The organism is Roseovarius sp. MBR-154 (assembly GCF_053628595.1).
Window position 1 is genome coordinate 109,512 of sequence record NZ_JBRJGR010000007.1, and the last position, 17,064, is coordinate 126,575.

The 17,064-nt window shown below is 65.9% G+C and carries 18 protein-coding genes; 5 read left to right on the plus strand and 13 right to left on the minus strand.

The features are described 5' to 3' along the window. The first annotated feature begins 182 nt into the window (after window positions 1-182). On the plus strand, window positions 183-869 hold the full coding sequence (locus ACSSV4_RS11155) for a transglycosylase SLT domain-containing protein (RefSeq protein WP_454275220.1): 687 nt from the start codon (window positions 183-185) through the stop codon (window positions 867-869). 6 nt (window positions 870-875) lie between these two features. On the opposite strand, the gene pepN is transcribed toward ACSSV4_RS11155, so the two are convergent. After that, window positions 876-3,428 carry an aminopeptidase N gene (pepN, locus tag ACSSV4_RS11160; RefSeq protein ID WP_454275314.1) on the minus strand — a complete coding sequence of 851 codons (2,553 nt, stop codon included), beginning with the start codon at window positions 3,426-3,428 and terminating at the stop codon, window positions 876-878. A 107-nt stretch (window positions 3,429-3,535) separates the two neighbouring features. On the opposite strand from pepN, the gene ACSSV4_RS11165 reads away from it, so the two are divergent. From ACSSV4_RS11165 to ACSSV4_RS11175, 3 genes are all read left to right on the plus strand, one after another. Continuing rightward, complete coding sequence (locus tag ACSSV4_RS11165; protein ID WP_454275221.1) at window positions 3,536-3,733, plus strand: hypothetical protein; 198 nt, start codon at window positions 3,536-3,538, stop codon at window positions 3,731-3,733. Window positions 3,734-3,818: 85 nt separating this feature from the next. After that, window positions 3,819-4,013, plus strand: coding sequence for a DUF2256 domain-containing protein (locus tag ACSSV4_RS11170; protein WP_454275222.1), 195 nt, complete (start codon window positions 3,819-3,821; stop codon window positions 4,011-4,013). Window positions 4,014-4,191: 178 nt separating this feature from the next. Then, window positions 4,192-4,968 carry a gamma-glutamyl-gamma-aminobutyrate hydrolase family protein gene (locus tag ACSSV4_RS11175; protein WP_454275223.1) on the plus strand — a complete coding sequence of 259 codons (777 nt, stop codon included), beginning with the start codon at window positions 4,192-4,194 and terminating at the stop codon, window positions 4,966-4,968. Between the two features lie 12 nt (window positions 4,969-4,980). Here ACSSV4_RS11175 and ACSSV4_RS11180 read toward each other — a convergent pair whose 3' ends face one another. The 3 genes from ACSSV4_RS11180 to dtd all read right to left on the minus strand — a co-directional run bounded on the left by ACSSV4_RS11180 (window position 4,981) and on the right by dtd (window position 8,671). Next, window positions 4,981-5,697, minus strand: a complete 717-nt coding sequence (locus ACSSV4_RS11180) for a Hint domain-containing protein (protein WP_454275224.1) — start codon at window positions 5,695-5,697, stop codon at window positions 4,981-4,983. Between the two features lie 163 nt (window positions 5,698-5,860). Beyond that, a complete protein-coding gene (locus ACSSV4_RS11185; RefSeq protein WP_454275225.1) occupies window positions 5,861-8,107 on the minus strand; it encodes a Hint domain-containing protein in 2,247 nt (748 codons plus the stop codon). Between the two features lie 126 nt (window positions 8,108-8,233). Beyond that, window positions 8,234-8,671, minus strand: coding sequence for a D-aminoacyl-tRNA deacylase (dtd, locus tag ACSSV4_RS11190; protein ID WP_454275226.1), 438 nt, complete (start codon window positions 8,669-8,671; stop codon window positions 8,234-8,236). A gap of 97 nt (window positions 8,672-8,768) precedes the next feature. Here dtd and ACSSV4_RS11195 point away from each other — a divergent pair, with 97 nt between their 5' ends. Further along, entirely contained in the window at window positions 8,769-9,185 is a 417-nt protein-coding gene (locus ACSSV4_RS11195; protein WP_454275227.1) for an Hsp20/alpha crystallin family protein, read from the plus strand. A 248-nt stretch (window positions 9,186-9,433) separates the two neighbouring features. Here the strand turns inward: ACSSV4_RS11195 and ACSSV4_RS11200 are convergent, their stop codons facing one another. The 9 genes from ACSSV4_RS11200 to ACSSV4_RS11240 form a co-directional block, all read right to left on the minus strand. Next, on the minus strand, window positions 9,434-10,111 hold the full coding sequence (locus ACSSV4_RS11200) for a nitroreductase (protein WP_454275228.1): 678 nt from the start codon (window positions 10,109-10,111) through the stop codon (window positions 9,434-9,436). Beyond that, on the minus strand, window positions 10,108-10,308 hold the full coding sequence (locus tag ACSSV4_RS11205) for a proline racemase family protein (RefSeq protein ID WP_454275229.1): 201 nt from the start codon (window positions 10,306-10,308) through the stop codon (window positions 10,108-10,110). Before ACSSV4_RS11205 ends, ACSSV4_RS11200 begins: the two co-directional genes overlap by 4 nt. A 36-nt stretch (window positions 10,309-10,344) precedes the next feature. After that, window positions 10,345-11,466: a primosomal protein N' (replication factor Y) - superfamily II helicase gene (locus ACSSV4_RS11210; RefSeq protein ID WP_454275230.1), complete on the minus strand. Its 1,122-nt coding sequence runs from the start codon at window positions 11,464-11,466 to the stop codon at window positions 10,345-10,347. 7 nt (window positions 11,467-11,473) lie between these two features. Beyond that, window positions 11,474-11,896, minus strand: a complete 423-nt coding sequence (locus tag ACSSV4_RS11215; RefSeq protein ID WP_454275231.1) for a hypothetical protein — start codon at window positions 11,894-11,896, stop codon at window positions 11,474-11,476. Between the two features lie 4 nt (window positions 11,897-11,900). Continuing rightward, window positions 11,901-13,022: an SPFH domain-containing protein gene (locus ACSSV4_RS11220; protein WP_454275232.1), complete on the minus strand. Its 1,122-nt coding sequence runs from the start codon at window positions 13,020-13,022 to the stop codon at window positions 11,901-11,903. A 23-nt stretch (window positions 13,023-13,045) separates the two neighbouring features. Continuing rightward, complete coding sequence (locus ACSSV4_RS11225; RefSeq protein WP_454275233.1) at window positions 13,046-13,996, minus strand: DUF2927 domain-containing protein; 951 nt, start codon at window positions 13,994-13,996, stop codon at window positions 13,046-13,048. 8 nt (window positions 13,997-14,004) lie between these two features. Next, entirely contained in the window at window positions 14,005-15,204 is a 1,200-nt protein-coding gene (locus tag ACSSV4_RS11230) for a toxic anion resistance protein (RefSeq protein ID WP_454275234.1), read from the minus strand. A 12-nt stretch (window positions 15,205-15,216) separates the two neighbouring features. Continuing rightward, window positions 15,217-16,116, minus strand: a complete 900-nt coding sequence (locus ACSSV4_RS11235; protein ID WP_454275235.1) for a 5-bromo-4-chloroindolyl phosphate hydrolysis family protein — start codon at window positions 16,114-16,116, stop codon at window positions 15,217-15,219. A 291-nt stretch (window positions 16,117-16,407) separates the two neighbouring features. After that, complete coding sequence (locus tag ACSSV4_RS11240) at window positions 16,408-16,968, minus strand: lipid-binding SYLF domain-containing protein (protein WP_454275236.1); 561 nt, start codon at window positions 16,966-16,968, stop codon at window positions 16,408-16,410. Window positions 16,969-17,064 lie beyond the last annotated feature (96 nt).

Genomic DNA, 17,064 nt, shown 5'->3' on the forward strand with positions numbered 1-17,064 from the left:
TCGGATGGGGGCTCTGGCGGGGCGATCGGATCGAATGGCATTGCATCTCCAGGGGCTTTTCTCCGGCGCAGAGTGCCGCCGCATTTCGACCAAAACAGGGCGAGCCTTGGGTGATGGCGAGGAATTGCCGAGCCGCTCTGCGTGAGATTGCCAAACCCGCGAGGCTGCGGCAAACTCTGGCGATGCTGCGCATGGTATCGCTTCTGCTGTTACTCGTCGTCCCGGTGCTGGTCGTGCCGGTGCCTGGCGTCGCGCAGGGTGTGCCTGCGGTGGTTCCGGGGCCGCCCCCGACCGTGCGTGAGGCCAATCTGCCGCGCACCCGCTGGGAGCATCAGCCGCAAGCGGCACTCTGGACCCGCAGCGCGATTGCCGCACTCAAGGCGCATGGCGCGGGTCTGGTCGAGCGGGTGCCCGGAGATATCGAAGAGTGGTGCCCGGCCTATGCGCAGTCGGCGGACAAGGGGCGGCGCGCCTTCTGGGTGGGGTTTTTGTCGGCGCTGGCCAAGTATGAGAGCACCTATAACGCGGGCGCGGTCGGAGGCGGCGGGCAGTGGCATGGCCTGTTGCAGATTCTGCCCGCCACGGCGCGCGGCTATGGCTGTCGGGCGGGCGATGGCGCGGCGCTGCGGCACGGGCCGGACAACCTGTCCTGTGCGATCCGCATCATGGCCCATACCGTGCGGCGCGACGGGGTGGTGTCGCGCGGCATGCGCGGGGTCGCCGCCGATTGGGGACCGCTGCATAGCAGCGCGAAACGCGAGGACATGAAGCGGTGGTTGCGCGCGCAGAGCTACTGCAAGCCGCTTTATACGGTGCGCCCGCGCGCGCGCCCGGCGCAGATCACGCAGGTGGCACAGGTGGCGCGGTGAGCGTGCTTACGCCCCGCGGATACGGCTGAGCATTTCCGTGGTGTCGCGGCTGAGGGTCGGGGTGGCGAGGATGCGGTCGAGCTCTGCGGTGATCAGGGCCTGGCGGTTTTCATCGTATCTCCGCCAAGTCTCGAAGGCCGTGCACATGCGCGCCGTGGTCTGCGGGTTGAGCGGGTCGAGCGCGATCAGCCAATCCGCGAGCGTCCTGTAACCCTTGCCCGAGACATGGTGAAAGCCCGCCGGTGACATCGCGAGCGCGCCCAATGTGGCGCGGAAACGGTTGGGATTGCGAATGGTGAAATCCGGATGCCCGGTCAGGCGCGCGGCGGTGTCGGCGGTGTCCTCTGGCGCGGCGTGCAGGATTTGCAGGCTGAACCATTTGTCGATCACCAGCCGGTCGTGCTGCCATTGCCGATAGAAGGCGTCTGCCGCCGCCTTGCCCTTGCCCGCCTGCAGCAGGCATGAGAGCCCGGCAAGTTGCTGGGTCATGTTGTCGGCGGTGTCATATTGCGCCTGCGCCTGTGCGCCGCCGTCGCGCCGGGTGAGGATGGCAAGCGCCGCATTGGCAAGCGCCCGCGCGCCGGTCTGGTCGGGGTCGGGGCGGTAGGGCGCGGTGATCTGATGGCGGTCGTAGAGGCTGCGCGCGGTCTCTTCCATCGTCACGGCGCGGGCGTTGCGCAGCGTCTCGAGCGCCTCCCAGATGGCCTGCGGGTCGGGGGTGTGGCCTGCGTCATGCAGCGATTGCGCCAGATCATCCTCGCTCGGCAGGCCGAGGGCGAGGGCGCGAAAGGCCGCATCAAGCGTCTCGTCGCGGGCCATGGTGTGGACGGCGTCGAGATAGGCGGCATCGGGGGCCGCACCGTCGCGGATCATCGCCAGAAGCCCGTCGCGCGCGAGGGCGCGCCCGGCCTCCCATTTGTTGAACGGGTCGGTGTCATGGGCGAGCAGGAAGGCGCGCTCGGCATTGGTGGTTTCACGCTCCAGGATCACCGGGGCGGAGAAATCGCGCAGGATCGAAGGGACGGGTTTGGCGGCCAGCCCGTCGAAGGTGAAACTCTGCCGCGCCTCGGTCATCTCCAGCAGTTGGGTTTCCATCACTTCGTCGCCGTTGGGCCCCAGCAGCCCCACGGCAATCGGGATCACGCGGGGGTCTTTCACCTTCTGCCCCGGCGTGGGCGGGGTGTGTTGCTCGAACTGCAGGGTGTAGGTGCCGCCCTCGTAGTCCTCGGTGACCCGTAGGCGCGGTGTTCCGGCCTGCGTATACCAGCGCTTGAATTGCGTCAGATCGCGGCCGGTCGCATCCTCGAACACCTGCAACCAATCCTCGATAGTGCAGGCCTGCCCGTCATGGCGTTCAAAGTAGAGGTCGAGCGCCTTGGCATAGGCGTCATCCCCGACGAGCCGCTTGAGCATGCCGATCAACTCGGCCCCTTTCTCGTACACCGTCGCGGTGTAGAAATTGTTGATCTCGACAAAGCTTTCGGGGCGCACGGGATGCGCGAGCGGGCCGTTATCCTCGCGGAACTGCCGGGCGCGGAGCGCGATCACGTCGCCGATGCGCTTCACGGGGGCGGAGCGCATGTCGGCGGTGAACTCTGAGTCGCGATAGACGGTCAAACCCTCCTTGAGGCAGAGCTGAAACCAGTCGCGGCAGGTGATGCGGTTGCCGGTCCAGTTGTGGAAATATTCATGCGCGATGATCGCCTCGATGCGCTCGAAATTGGCGTCGGTGCTGGTCTCGGGGCTGGCCAGAACGCAGGAGGAATTGAAGATGTTGAGGCCCTTGTTCTCCATCGCGCCCATGTTGAAATCGTCGACCGCGACGATGTTAAAGAGGTCGAGATCGTATTCGCGCCCGTACACCTTCTCGTCCCATGTCATGGATTTCTTGAGCGCCTCCATGCCGAAGGCGCATTTGCCCTCGTCGCCGGGGCGCACCCAGATGTTGAGATCGACCTCGCGGCCCGAGCGGGTGGTGAAGCGGTCGGGATGCGCAACGAGATCGCCCGCCACCAGCGCGAAGAGATAGGCCGGTTTCGGCCACGGGTCGTGCCATTCGGCCCAGCCGTCGCCCTGTGCCACCGGGTTGCCGTTGGACAGCATGACCGGCATGTCGCCCTCGATGCGCACGGTAAAGACGCCCATCACGTCGGGGCGGTCGGGGTAGTAGGTGATCTTGCGAAAGCCCTCGGCCTCGCATTGCGTGCAGAACATCCCGTTCGAGAGATACAGCCCCTCCAGCGCGGTGTTGGCCGCCGGGTCGATCTCGACCTCGGCCTCGAAGGTGAAGGGCGCGTCGGGGACATCGGCGGTCAGGCCCTCGGGGGTGACCTCGGGGGTGATTGCCGCGCCGTCGATTTTCGCACTTATGAGGCGGAGGTTTTCGCCATGCAGGAAGAACGTACGGCTTGACGATGCGGGGTTGGGGCAAAACTCTATCTTGCTGAGAACGCGGGTTTTTTCCGGTGAGAGGCGGAAGGTCAGGGTGACATTTTCGACCAGAAAGGCTGGCGGAGTGTAATCCGCGAGATAGATGGTCTGGGGTGAGGCGTCTTTCATCGCGGGCGTCTCCGTCGGCTGGAACATGAGGGTTTCGCCGGACGTTAGGGCGATGCGCGCGCAGCTTCAATGCAATATGCGCGCGGACGGATAGGAAAGGAGCCACGATGTCGGCACCCGAGACGAATGTCGAAAAGCAGAAGAAACAGCACAAGCCCGCGTTGATGGGAATAAGGGGGGCGGTGCTCTTTGCCCTTGTGCTGCTTTTGGGGCTGATCGGCTGGGTCGCCTCGCAGGGGCAGACGCCGGTCGATCCGGAGGTGAGGATCGACGGACGCACCGGCGAGGAGGTGGTTGTCGAATGAGAGCGCATGGCATGACAGGACCGCGCCGGTGAGTCCGCTCGATGTCGCCGAACCGGAGATGTGGGCGCCGGGCCTCGACCTCTAGATGGCCCGCGCGCGCCGCAAATCCGACCTGCCGGTCAAGACCTGCGCCACCTGTGGCCGCCCGATGCAGTGGCGGCGCAGATGGGCCAAGGTCTGGGACGAGGTGCGCCATTGCTCGGACCGTTGCCGGAGGAGGCGCAAACCGGCTGGTGTGGACGGGAAAGCCGCGGCCGGTCGGGATGCGTTTGACCGGTGACACGACCCCCGCCCACGGCACGCAGCATGCCGCGCAAAGGTCAACAAACCGTGCAGCGTGTTTGGGCAGAGTCGCATCAGCGCACGCGAATATGTGCGGGAATTGATGTTTTGTTATTCCATTCCAAGGTATAATTTAGGAAAAAGAGACGCAATGCGCTTGCCCAAGAAGGACAAAAATGACTCGCCCGGTCGTCGGCATCATCGCAAACCAATATCAGATCGACAATCGCTACCCCACCCATGCGGGCGGCACGATCAACTCTTCTGCCGTGGCCGATGTGGCGGGCTGTCTGCCGCTGATCATTCCCGCCGATCCGCGCTATGTGTCTGTGGCGGAGTTGATGGAGGTGTGCGACGGCTTTTTGCTGACCGGCGGGCGGCCCAATGTCCACCCCGAGGAATATGGCGAAGCGCCGACCGAGGCGCATGGCGCGTTCGACCGGGCCCGCGACGCGATTACCCTGCCGCTGGTGCGCGCCTGTCTGGAGCGGGGACAGCCGTTCCTGGGTATCTGCCGTGGCTTTCAGGAGGTCAATGTCGCCCTGGGTGGCACGCTGCATCCCGAAATCCGCGATCTGCCGGGCCGAGACAATCACCGCATGCCGCCCGAGGGCACGATGGACGAACAATTCGCCCTGCGCCACAAGGTGCGGTTTCAGTCCGGAGGCGTGTTTCACCGGCTGATGGGGGCCGAGGAGGTGATGACCAATACGCTCCACGGACAGGGTGTTGTCAAACCGGGGCACGGCGTGGTGATCGACGGCTGGGCGCATGACGGCACGCCCGAGGCGCTCTATCTGGACGCGGCGCGGGGCTTTACCCTCGCGGTGCAGTGGCACCCGGAATACAATGCCGCCAACGACCCCGTCAGCCGCCCGCTGTTCACCGCCTTCGGCGATGCGGTGCGGGCCTGGGCGGCGGGGCAGGTGACGCCGGTGCTGCGCAGTGCCTGACCGGTCCGGGGCTCAGCCCGACCAGGCCGGTGTGAGTGCGTCTTCGTCGTGCAGCAGCGCCGCCTCGTGCTGCCTGAGACAGGGGCGCGCGGTATTGCGGTGGCGCCCGGGCGCGCTGCGCAATTCGGGGAAGATGGCAAACAGTTCCTCGCGTGCTGCCGGTTCCACCGCCGAAAGGGCGGTGTCGCCTGCATAAAAGCTCTCGGTTGCGATGCCGCCGGCGTAGATGATCTCGTGGCGGTCGAGCATGATATGGATATAGGTCACCTCGTCGCGCGGCTTGACCGTCACGTCACGTCCGTTCACCAGATGCTCGGCCGCGACCAGCACCTCGCTCGCGCCGAAGAGAAGTTCGGCCCGGTAGCCGGTGAAGAGCACCCGGTGGCGCGGTGAGAGGATCAATGCCTCGGAGCCGCCCATCGTCTCGGATGCGATGGCGACGGGGGCGCAATCGCCCCGCCCGGACAGCGTGCGCTTGCCGATCCAGCGGATCGGTTGCAGGCCGTGATCGCGGGTGATGATCATCTCGCCAAGCCGCAACGTCTCGACCGGGCGCTCGCCCCATTGAGTGAGGATGCGTGCGCCGGCGGTGAAACAGATGATGCTGTCGAGCCCGGCACCGCTGCGGCGCGCAGGATTTCCGGCGACGTGGTCGGGCATGTCGGCACGGTCGGCCAGCCAGTCGCTGTTGGCCCGCTTGAAACTGTGCTGTGGGACATGTTCGGTCACTTCAAGCCTCCATTGACGCGGTGGGGTGCGGCCCGCCTCTCCGAACGGGCCCTGGGCAGATGGAATATCCGCAATCTCTCCAGATCGGATTAACCGCAGCCCGGCGGGGGCATGCGGGGGTATTGGCGTGGTCGGGACGGGGTTGGGGGTTCATGTGATCCTCTCAACCGGTTGAATGCAGAAGCCTTGCCTCGTGGCGTTTCAGGCAGGGGCGCGCGGTCGGGCCGTAGGTGTCGGGGTGACTGCGCAATTCCGGGAAGATGCCGAACAACTCTTCGCGCGCGGGATCGGAGATCGCGGCAAGCCCGATATCGCCGACGTGAAAGCTCTCGGTCGCGGCGCCGTCGGCATAGATGATCTCGTGGCGGTCGAACATGACGTGGATATAGGTCACCACGGGTTGCGGCACGGCGCCGACCGCGCGCCCGTCCACCAGATGTGTGGCCGAGACCAGCACCTCGTCGCAGCCAAAGAGCAGTTCGGCCTTGTAGCCGGTGAACAGAAACCGGTGCTGCGGCGAGACCAGAAGCGGTGCGGTCGCCCCGTCGAGCACATGTGCTTGCACCCTGATCGGGGCAAAGCGGTCGATGCCGGGCACGCTGCGCCTGCCGATCCAGCGGATCGGTTGCGGGCCGTTGTCGCGGGTGATCACCAGATCGTCGCGGTGCAGGCTCTCGACGCGGCGCAGGCCGCGCGGCGTCAGGATATGCGCGCCGGGGGTGAAGCAGATGATGTTCTCGATTTCCGAGAAGTTGATCAGGGTGCCGTCGGGCGTGGTGAAAAAGCCCGAAAGGCCCCCCGCCGCATCATCCTCATTGGTAAAGGTGATATCGGCCTTGCCGACATCGGGTGTGAGAAAAAGCGTATCGCCATCGGTCTCGTCGCCCTCGCCGCCGGTGAGGGTGATGGTTCCGCCCGGGGCCGCGAAATCCTCGAGCACGAAGAAGTCGTCACCATCGCCGCCAAAGAGCGTGTCGCCCAGCCCGATGGTGATCGTGTCATCGCCACCGCCGCCGAACACAAGGTCATTGCCCGCGCCACCGTCAAGGACATCGTCGCCCGGCGTCGTCTCGGCCCCGAGGATGAGCGGGCTGGTATCAAGGCTGGTCGCGGTGCCGCCGGGCGGCGTGATCGTGCCCGAAAGCACCTGCTGGCCCGCGTTTTCCCAGAACCGCAGCTCGATTGTGTAGACCTGATTGGCCTCGAGCGTGACATCGCCCCAACGGGTCGTGGCCGCCTGGTGGAAATCGTTGTCCAGAAAGGTGCCGTTGTTGCCGCTCTGGTTGGTGAAGTCGAGGGCATTGCCCTGGCTGTCGAGGATGCGGATGGTCGAGCCGTCATCCGAGGTGGTGGTGAAGCGGTAGGTGCCCGCGTCGGGCGAGAACAGCGTCGATGTCAGGATCACCCCGAAATCGTTGGGGTCGGTCTGGCCGGTGGCGGCCTGCCCGAGCGGGGAGATATTGAGCGTGTCGGTGGTGCCCGATCCGGCGAGCGTGCCGTTCTCGATGGTGAAGGCCTGCCCGTTGGCGGAACTGAAGTCCTGGGTATAGACCTCATAGGCCCAGCGACCGCCTGCTCCGTCGCCGAAAAGCGTGTCCGCGCCGCCGCCGCCCAGCACCGTGTCATCGCCCGCGCCGCCGATGAGCGTGTCGGCACCGCCTTGCCCGAGCAGGCTGTCGTTGCCAGCGCCGCCGAGGATCGAATCGTTGCCGGTGCCGCCGAACACCGTGTCATCGCCCAGCCCCGCAAGCACCGTGTCATTGCCCGCGCCCGCCTCGATCACGTCGGCATTGCCGTTGCCCACGCCGTCGTTGTTGTCCACCCGGTCAGAGCCGTTGGCGACGGGCTCGACATAGGTTGCGTCGATGACATCGTTTCCGCCGGTGCCGTCTACGGTGCCGTCGTCGATGCCGATTTCGGCCCGGTCCGCCCCAAGGTTGGTGCTGGTCGAGGTGTTCACGGAATTGAAGGTGACGGATTCGATCGGGCGCGCCGTCAGGGCCGCGATATTGCCTGCATTGGCCGCACTGGTGTTGAGCGGGGGGGCAAGGAATAGCTGGCCGGTCGTGTCCTGAACCAGCACCGCGAGCAAGGACGCGGTCGTGCCGTCGGTATAGGTGATTGTTGCGTTGAAAGTGGAGAGGCCGTCAAAGGTGAAGGTCTGGGGCCCGTTGCCGATATCGGACGTGAACTGATCGTTCGTCACCCCATTGTTCATATCGAGCGCGCCCGCCGCGCCGCCATTGTCAATGGTGGTGGTGCGCGTGACCTGCTGATAGAGCGGATCGGTGGACGAGCCAAAGGTCAGCCCGGCGAAGAGACTGGCACCTTCGGCGTCGCTGTTGCCCTCTGTCGGGTCCAGCACAAGGGCCGAGGGCCCCAGATATATCCAGTTGAATGTCGTCGGCATTGCACCCGCACCGTGTTGTTTCCAGAATGGATACACAGCGTCTGCGGCGGGAATGGGCGGGGTTTTCGTTAAAATTCAGACAGATTGAGGCAATTATCGGGCATAAGGCCCGGCCGTGCCTGCGGCTCAGCTTTCCATCCAGATGGTCACCGGGCCGTCATTGAGCAGCGACACTTTCATATCCGCACCAAAACGTCCGGTTTCGGTGGCGATGCCCTGTGCCGCGATCTGACCGGCGAAATGCTCGTAGAGGCGGCGGCCCTCGTCGGGGGCGGCGGCGGCGGAGAAGCCCGGCCGGTTGCCGCGCGCCGTGTCGGCGGCGAGCGTGAACTGGCTGATCACGAGGGCCGAGCCGCCCGCATCGACGACCGAGCGGTTCATCTTGCCCGCGTCGTCGGTGAAGATCCGCAGCCTGGCGATTTTTGCGGCCAGCCGGTCGGCCTCGGCCTCGGTGTCGCCCTGCATGGCGCAGACGAGGATCAAGAGGCCCGGGCCGCATTGGCCGATGGTCTCGCCCTCGACGGTGACGGAAGCCTGGGAGACACGTTGCAGAAGGGCGCGCATGGAACCACCTTTGGTGCGGGGATTTGATACGGGTCAAGGCCGTGGTGCCGCTGTTAGAGTAGGCTTGCGCCATCTTCAATGTGAAGGAGGACGCACTATGGTGGAAAAATCGCATACTGCCGGGTTCTGGCCGCAACTCTATGAGCCGCTGCGCAATTTCGGCACGCGGGTCGCGGATTGGCTGGCCCCGGCCTCGGATGCCTCGTCGGACGAGGCGGCGTATCGGATCACGATGGAATTGCCCGGTGTCGAGGAAAAGGATATCGAGTTGTCGGTGCATGACGGTGTGGTCAGCATCAAGGGCGAAAAGAGCGCCGCGCGCGAGGAAAAGGGCGAGACGTGGTTCTTTACCGAGCGCCAGTTTGGTAGTTTCAGCCGCTCGTTCCGGCTGCCGCCCGATGCCGATGGTGGCAAGGTGGAGGCGCATCTCAAGGATGGCGTGCTGAGCGTCACGATCCCGAAGCGCGACTCGGCCGCGCCGGAGGGGCGCAAGGTGGCGATCAAGCGGGGGTGAGGGGGAGGTTGGGCCTGAAGCTGCCGTTGGCGGTTATAGAGCTAAGCCGCGCGGTGCCTGACCGCGGGTGGGCGCGGCGCCCTTTCCGGAAGGCACTTTATATCATCCCAATACTTCCGCGTTTTCAATTACTTGATACGTGGCAAAAGCGCCCGCCCGGGGGGCGGTCGGGCGCTGCGCGGCGGTGCCTGCGGCACCTCGATTCCGCGCATTGGTGCTAGAGGCCAACGGCAGCGCTAGGCCCTTCGCTACGACCCCCGCAGATCGAGCACCTCGTCGAGGTCTGCCCGCGTGGTCCGGAACCGGTTCACCGGGTGCGCCGGATCGGGCAGGCCGAAGGAGATGGCGCAGAGGATCAGCCGGCTGTCGGGCAGATCGAAATGCCGCCGGATCATCGGGGCGTAGGCCGCGACCGAGGCCTGCGCGATGCTGCCGACGCCAAGCGCGGTCGCGGCGAGCATGAAGGCGGTGATGAAGCCGCCGGTATCCATCGCGCCGTAGGGCCCGAGGGCGGCCTCGGAATGGACGATGGCCACATGCGGCGCGCCGAAGAGGTGGTAATTCTGCATGCTCTGCTCGGCCCGGGCTGCGCGGTCGTTGCGGGCGATGCCCACCGCCTCATAGAGTTGCAGCCCGCATTCGAGGCGGCGCGCGCCATGCGCGCCCGGATAGCTTTCGGGCCAGGGCAGGTCGGGGGCGGGTGTATCATGGGTCACGGCCTCAAGCAGGGCGTGGCGAAAGCGCTCGGTTTGCGTGCCCTGCGTGACCGTCACCTTCCAGGGCTGCGCGTTGCACCACGAGGGCGCGCGGCTGGCGGAGCGTATGATTTGCTCGATCACGTCTGTCGCCACCGGATCGGACAGGAAGGCGCGGCAGGATCGGCGCGCGTCGAGAATGGTCTGGAGCGTGTCGTGGGCGTTGGTCATTCAGGCTCCTCTGTGCCGGGCCATGTGTCGGAGAGACGATAGCCCTCGGGCCAGGGGTCTTCGGGGGCGAGCATAAGGGTGGATTGTGCGGTGATCCATGCCCGGCCTGCGATTTTCGGGCGGATCGCCGCCAAGAGGCCACAGCGGGTGGGTGGCGCAGGGCGCCATGATGGGGAAACCCGCCTCACCGCCCGCATGCGCCGTGGTGATCCGGATCGCGACGGTGGCGCGCATCATAAGCCGCCCTGTTCCAGCGCGATGAGATAGCCGATGCCGCCTGCGAGCGCGGCACCGAGAATCACCGCCACGGTGATTTTCCATGCCGACCACGGGCGTTCGCCCTGCACCCGGCCGGTGCGGGCGTTGACCACGAAGCGGTAGGTCTCGCCCCGGTATCTATAGGCGGCGAGCCATACGGGGAGCAGGATATGCTTGAAGGTGATATCGCTGATGGCGGTGTCGATGTCGTGGATGCGCTGCCGGTCGCCGCCGATATCGAAGCGCACGTCGCGGGCGATGGTGGCGTCCATCTTGTCGCGGGCCTGGTTGAAGCCGTCGTCGAGGTCGACGCTGTAGCCCTCGGCGCGAAAGCCTGCGAGATATTCCGGCGTGTAGGGCTCCAGTGCCGAGAGGTCCCATGGCTCCAGCGCGTCGGTGAAGCGTTTGGGCAAGCTGTGCGAGGCCAGCACCAGCACGTCGTCGAAGAACCGCGCGACCCGGCCAGAGACGGCGCGCCAGCGAACCTTGGCGACCTGAACGGTCTGGCGCTTGCCGTCGCGCATGACGGTGCGGCTCTCATAGTAAACGGTGCCGCGCTCGCCGCGATAGTGCGACCTGGTGTCGGCGTCGAAGGTCCAGTAGGGGACGTAGATGCCTTCCATCTTGCGGCCCTTGCGGGCGTAGTCCTGCAGGCCGTTCGGAGCAAACCAGAGACGGCCCAGCCAATCGGTCATCGCCTTGCGGGCCTGGGATTCGTCCAGCGCGAAGGGCAGCAGCGCGCGCGGCTTGATATGGCGGTGCGTGCCGGTATCGGTGACGACCGGCGAGGCGCAGAACGGACATTCGGTGGCGTGGGTGGCGTCGCCCAGTTCGACCTGCGCGCCGCAGCTTGTGCATTTGGTGGTGCGGGTCTCTTCCATCTCCTGCGCGGGAAGCTGGTCGCGGAGCGCGGCGCGGAAATCGAGTTCCTTGATGCCGCCCTGCCACGGGCCGCCGGTCTCGATTTCGGCCACGTCACCGCAATGGTCGCAGATCAGCCGACCCGCGCCGGGATCATAGCGGTAATCCGAGCCGCAGCTTGTACAGGGGAAGCGGTGTTCGACGGTGGCGGGGGCGGGGGGTGGTGTGTCTGACATGTGGCCTTCAGAGAATATGGTGAATGGCGCGCGGCGTGATCCGTCGCAGCGCCCCGTCGCCAAGGGCGGTGTGCCGCCAGAGGTTGAACACCGCGTGCAGCGCGGTCGTCGCGAGCAGCGTCAGCAGCAATTGGCGCGCGGTGGGGCCGGGCAGGGGTGTGGCGAGCGTTTCGGCCAGAAGCGCCACGGCGCCCCAGCCGAGGAGCGCGTAGATCGCCCGGTGCAGCCATGGATGCAGGGCGCGCACCGCGCCTTCAAGCTTTGGTCCCGGTCCGCTCATCAGCCCGAAGACCAGCGCCAGGGCGCACATGGTGAGCGCGCAAGCCGCGTAGAGCAGCGAGAGCCATGGGGTCGCCCCGCCATCGCCCAGCACGAAGAGCAGGAGCAACAGGTTCAGCCAGTGCAGCGTGATGGTGGCGCGGCGGCGCATCGGCTCACGCGCCCGGCGGGGGCGGCGGCATGACGGTGAAGAGCTGCGCCAGTTCCGCCACATCCTCGGCGCGTTTCCAGCCGTCCTGACCGGCGGTCCAGACATGGCTGTCGCGGGTCAGGCTGCCTTCGGTCACCATGCGCCCGAGGCGGGCCTTGGAATAGGGGCCGTGGGTCTGGCCGTTCTCGGCGATATGCCAGACATGTTCGACGGGCGGCGGCGGTGGGGGCGCTGCGGGCGGTTGGTCTGGCGCGGGCCGTGCGCCCCACGGCCCCTTGTCGGCCATCTGCTGCGCCATCGCCATGCCCATCCCCATGCCGAGACCGGCACCGATGCCGCCGCCGCCCGACGGATTCTTGGCCGCCGATGTCATCGCCTCGGCGGTGGAATATTGGGTGAAGCGGCCAAGATCGCCCGCCAGCCCCATCGAGGTACGCTTGTCGAGCGCCTGTTCGACGGCAGGCGGCAAGGAGATGTTTTCAATGTAGAATTCCGGGATCTCCAGCCCGTATTCGGCGACCACGGCAGTAATCTCTCCCGCCACCAGCTTGCCCAGATCGCGCGTGTTGGCGGCCATGTCCAGGACCGGGATGCCGCTGCCCGCGATGATGCGGGAAAACGCCTGCACGATGATGTTGCGGATCTGGAAGCTGATCTCGTCCATGGTGAATTCGCCGTCGGTGCCGACGATTTCGGAGAGGAATTTCGCGGGGTCCGAAACCCGCACGGTATAGGTGCCAAAGGCGCGGATGCGGGTCGGGCCGAATTCCGGATCGCGCAGCATGATCGGGTTCTTGGTGCCCCATTTGAGGTTGGTGAACCGGTTGGTGGCGACGAAGTAGATTTCCGACTTGAAGGGCGAGCGAAAGCCGTGATCCCAGTGTTGCAGGGAGGTCATGATCGGCATGTTGTTGGTCTCGAGCATGTAGAGACCGGGGGTGAAGACATCGGCCAATTGCCCCTCGTGGACGAAGACGGCGGATTGCCCCTCGCGCACGGTGAGTTTCGCGCCGTACTTGATCTCGTGGCCCTCGCGCTCGAAGCGCCAGACCATGGTGTCGCGGGTGTCGTCGGTCCAGTGGATGACGTCGATGAACTGGCCGGAGAGGAAATCGAAGATGGGCATGTGAAAGCTCCTGTAATCGGGGGTCAGACCGGCCCTGCCTGCCATTCATCCAGCAGACGGCGGATGATGGGGCGGGCCTCGTCGGGGGTCATGCCGGGTTTGAGATCGGGGGAATAGAGCAGGCGCAGCAACTCTGCGTCATGGGTGGTGAGCCAGGCGAATTCGTCGTCGTCGTTGAAGATCGAGGGCCGGGCGGCGGGGCTGTCATCGGCGAGGCCGAGACCCTGCGCCAGTTCCTCGTGAACACAGGAGGAGCGCATCAGGTCGGGATGTTCGGCCCGGATCCAGGCGATGGCCCTTGTATAGATGTGGGGATCGCCCTTGCCGGAGAAGGCCACGACAAGACAGTGAATACTGCGCGGCATCGAGCGGAAGATGCCCATCGTGGCCGGGTCGATATCCGGCACCATCTCGCGGATGCGGGCGAGGCCCTCGGCGCGGTCATCCTCGGCCATGACGAGAACGTGGAAATTGGGATTGTGCGCGCTCGCGCTGATCGGGTGGCGTGCGGCCTGCGACAGGCGGTTGGCATAGGCAGTGATGCTGTTGCGGTCGATCACCTGCTGGTCGCGCGGCACCGCAGCACCGAATTCGATCCCCATCCGCACGGGTGCCTGCCATTTGCGCAAGCCGCCCGCGCGCCCCGAGGAGGGGCGGTAGCCGCCGCCGGGGGCGTATTCGTCGAAGAACACGATCCGCTCGAAATTGCGCAGGAGATCGGTGTCGGTATAGGGCGTGTCCGGCCCGCCGCCATCGGTGCGCAACAGGCCGCGTGACAGTAGGTCACGCTCGATCCGGGCGTAATATCTGGCAAGCGCGCTGCTCTCGTAGGAGGGGCCGGGATCGGGCGCGGGCGCAGCATCCGGCGGGCGCGCCACGGGGCGGGGCCCCGGCGGAGGGCCCGCCACATCGCAGGCCGCGAGCGCCGCAAGGGCCGCGCCCGCAATCCATGCCGTGTATCGCTTTGCCCGCATGCCCCGGGTCAGCCCTTGGGCACGGCGGTGCCGGCGGTGTCGCCGACGCCATCCTTGCGCGCCTTGGCCGAGGCCAGCGTGTCGCGCAAGTCTGCCTCCATCTTCTTTAGGTCTTCCTCGGCGCGGGCGCGCTTGGCCTTGCCCTCGTCGGCGATGGCGAGGCTTTCCTGAATGGTGCCAATGAGGTCGGCATTGGCCTTTTTCACCGCCTCGATGTCGAACACGCCGCGCTCCATCTCCTGACGGATCATCTTGTTGCTCTCGCGCAGGTTGGCGGCGTTGGCGGTCAAAAGCTCATTGGTGAGGTCATTGGCATCGCGCACGGCCGTTGCGGCCTCGGCGCTGCGCTGGATCGTCACTGCCTGCGCCAGTTGGGTTTCCCAGAGCGGCACGGTGTTGACGAGGGTGGAGTTGATCTTGGTGACCAGCGATTTGTCGTTCTCCTGCACGAGGCGGATCGAGGGCAGGGATTGCATGGTGACCTGACGGGTCAGTTTCAGGTCATGCACCCGGCGTTCGAGATCGTCGCGCGCGGCGCGCAGGTCGCGCAATTCCTGCGCGGTCATCACCTGATCGGCCTCGGGGGAGGCCTGCACCTCGGCCTCCTTGGCGGGGATGTCCTCTTCGTCGAGCGTCTTGAGCTTGGCCTCGCCCGCCGCGATGTAGAGCGCGAGTTCGTCATAGAAGGCGAGCGTCTTCTCGTAAAGCATGTCGAGCGACTTGATGTCCTTGAGCAGTGTGTGCTCATGCGCCAGCAGATCGTCGGTGATCCTGTCGATCTGGCCCTGCACCTCCTCAAAGCGGGCGGTGAACTTGGCGATGGGGGCGGCGCGGCCCAACAGTTTCTCCCACCAGGAGCGCTCGCGGCGCACGTCAAGCTCGGAGACCGAGAAGCCACGGATCGTGGTGACGATGCCGCGCAAGCTGTCGCCTGCCGGACCGACATCCTTGTTGCGCACGCCTTGTAGCATGCTCTGCGAAATCTCCTGCAATTCGGCCTGCGCGGCGGAGCCGAAAGAGACGATGGACTGGGTGTCGGCCATGTCGATCTCACCCATCCGGCGGGTGATCTCGGCGCTCTGGGGCGCGTCGGCCTGATCGAGTGGCACGATGGCCCCCGCGTCCGACGGCATGGGCAGCATCGCGCGGCTGACGGATTCGACATCGGCAAGGGCGGCTTGGGCCTGTCGGCGGGTGGTCTCTGACATCGGGATATCCTCTTACGCTAAATCTTTGGTTTCAAGGTGCACGCCCTCGCGTTCCAGCCGGTCGCGCAGCACCTCGATCTCGATATCGAGATCGGTGGTGCTGTCGGCCATGAGCGCGCGGGTCTTGGCGGTGAAATTCTGTTCGAGATCCGAGAGCAGCGCGAGGTATTTCTCGCGGGCTTGCGGGTTCGGGGCGCGGGTGGCGAGGTCGGCATATTTGACCGAAGCGTCGCGCGCACCCATGAGATAGACGCCGAGATATTTGCGCGCGCGGGTCAGGTCGCGCGGGTCATCCTCGACCGTGCGCAGCATGTCGCGCACGGTGATCTGGAACTGGTCGAGCCGCGATTCAAGCGCGCGGTCGCCGGTGCGGCGGATCGCGTCTGACATGGATTTGAGATAGTCCTCTGCCTGATCGACGACGCGGGCGACGCGGTCGGTCTGGAAGCTGTCGACGCCCTCGCGGCCCTTGTCACGCAATGGGTCAAGCCCGAAGGCGAGGCTGTGGAGCGCGGTGCCCGCGACCGCGTAGATCAGCGGCTCGAAGAGGCCGCCGCCGGTGGCAAAGCCCGCGACGCCAAGCCCCGCGCCGGTGAGCAGCGAGGCGAAAATCTTGCGCGGGATGGCGGGACGGCGGGCGATCTTGCGCGCCTCATAGGCCTCTTGCGCAAGAATGCCCTCGCGGGTGAGCCATGCGGCGAGCAGCAACAGCCCGAGGGCGGCGAGGTTGAGTGCCATTTCCACCGGGCCGGAGGTGAAGGCGCGCACGGCGAGGGGCAGCGGGGCCATGAAGAGTAGGTTGACACGGCCACCCGCGCGGGTGCGCCGCGCGCCGCGATAGCCGCCGGTCCGGGCGGGGGGCGGGGAGCCATCGCCGTCGGGGCTGAATTTTCCGCCGAAGCGCTGCGCCATCACACGCCTCCTGCGGCGGCGACGAACAGGATCAGTGCCACCAGCAGGAAGAAGGCCAGTTTCTGTAGTCCGGTCTCACTCATGACGCCCCCGGGGCCGGTTTCGCTTGGGACAAACTTAGGCGATGGGGGGCGGGCTTGCTAGGGGGAAGATTGGCGGATGTGGCGCAGGGGGCAGGCGGGAGATTTGAGTATTTCCGCCAAAAAGAAAGCGCAAGCGCGGGGGCGGTGGCCGGGGTCCACGCAAAACGGCCGGTGCGGGACCGGCCGCCTGTCTGACCCTTGCCTTTTGTCAGGGGATGATGCGGGTATATTTCATGCCTTCGAGCGAGACGCCCGCCATCAGCCCGGCCTGACCGAAGATCACCGCGACCACCGGGGCCGTCGCGGTCGTGGTCTCGGCGCGCAGGTTGTCGCCGCGATCGTTGAACACGTATTCGATATCGCCACCGGCAGCCCAGCCCGAGGAGCGGCGGAAGCGTTCGAGCGCCTCGTCGGTCATGAAAAAGAGCACATGCGCGAATTGCTGCGCGCCGATTTGCAGGCCGAAACTGCCCTTGGTGGCGGAGTAGTAATCGACCGTCACGCCGTTGATCTGAAGCGCACCCTGGCCATAACCGCCACCGACGAAAAACCCGCCTTCGGTGATCACCGGCATGATCAGCATCCCCGCAGATTTGTTGGCGAGTTCCCGCGTGCCGGGGTAATTGGCGTACATGTGGCTGAGGGTTGCATCGACGCGGGCGTCGATCCTTGTCGCACCGGAACTGCCCACGCCGTTGCCACAGGCCGCAAGCAGAGGGGTGCCAGCCAGAAGGCCAAGGGTGAAACCGCGTCGTGAAAGAGTGCTCATGTCTGTGCCCGTCTTGTTGCCTCTGGGAGTGCCGGTCTGATGCCAGCCTTGATGGTGCGGAGTATAGGCGCGCACGCCGCCGCTGTCACTAGCGCT

What these genes read in the sequence shown, in the direction of transcription:
- ACSSV4_RS11155 (WP_454275220.1), top strand. Translation starts at nt 183, where the DNA reads ATGCTGCGCATGGTATCGCTTCTGCTGTTACTCGTCGTCCCGGTGCTG.
- pepN (WP_454275314.1), bottom strand. Translation starts at nt 3,428, where the DNA reads ATGAAAGACGCCTCACCCCAGACCATCTATCTCGCGGATTACACTCCG.
- ACSSV4_RS11165 (WP_454275221.1), top strand. Translation starts at nt 3,536, where the DNA reads ATGTCGGCACCCGAGACGAATGTCGAAAAGCAGAAGAAACAGCACAAG.
- ACSSV4_RS11170 (WP_454275222.1), top strand. Translation starts at nt 3,819, where the DNA reads ATGGCCCGCGCGCGCCGCAAATCCGACCTGCCGGTCAAGACCTGCGCC.
- ACSSV4_RS11175 (WP_454275223.1), top strand. Translation starts at nt 4,192, where the DNA reads ATGACTCGCCCGGTCGTCGGCATCATCGCAAACCAATATCAGATCGAC.
- ACSSV4_RS11185 (WP_454275225.1), bottom strand. Translation starts at nt 8,107, where the DNA reads ATGCCGACGACATTCAACTGGATATATCTGGGGCCCTCGGCCCTTGTG.
- dtd (WP_454275226.1), bottom strand. Translation starts at nt 8,671, where the DNA reads ATGCGCGCCCTTCTGCAACGTGTCTCCCAGGCTTCCGTCACCGTCGAG.
- ACSSV4_RS11195 (WP_454275227.1), top strand. Translation starts at nt 8,769, where the DNA reads ATGGTGGAAAAATCGCATACTGCCGGGTTCTGGCCGCAACTCTATGAG.
- ACSSV4_RS11200 (WP_454275228.1), bottom strand. Translation starts at nt 10,111, where the DNA reads ATGACCAACGCCCACGACACGCTCCAGACCATTCTCGACGCGCGCCGA.
- ACSSV4_RS11205 (WP_454275229.1), bottom strand. Translation starts at nt 10,308, where the DNA reads ATGCGGGCGGTGAGGCGGGTTTCCCCATCATGGCGCCCTGCGCCACCC.
- ACSSV4_RS11210 (WP_454275230.1), bottom strand. Translation starts at nt 11,466, where the DNA reads ATGTCAGACACACCACCCCCCGCCCCCGCCACCGTCGAACACCGCTTC.
- ACSSV4_RS11215 (WP_454275231.1), bottom strand. Translation starts at nt 11,896, where the DNA reads ATGCGCCGCCGCGCCACCATCACGCTGCACTGGCTGAACCTGTTGCTC.
- ACSSV4_RS11220 (WP_454275232.1), bottom strand. Translation starts at nt 13,022, where the DNA reads ATGCCCATCTTCGATTTCCTCTCCGGCCAGTTCATCGACGTCATCCAC.
- ACSSV4_RS11225 (WP_454275233.1), bottom strand. Translation starts at nt 13,996, where the DNA reads ATGCGGGCAAAGCGATACACGGCATGGATTGCGGGCGCGGCCCTTGCG.
- ACSSV4_RS11230 (WP_454275234.1), bottom strand. Translation starts at nt 15,204, where the DNA reads ATGTCAGAGACCACCCGCCGACAGGCCCAAGCCGCCCTTGCCGATGTC.
- ACSSV4_RS11235 (WP_454275235.1), bottom strand. Translation starts at nt 16,116, where the DNA reads ATGGCGCAGCGCTTCGGCGGAAAATTCAGCCCCGACGGCGATGGCTCC.
- ACSSV4_RS11240 (WP_454275236.1), bottom strand. Translation starts at nt 16,968, where the DNA reads ATGAGCACTCTTTCACGACGCGGTTTCACCCTTGGCCTTCTGGCTGGC.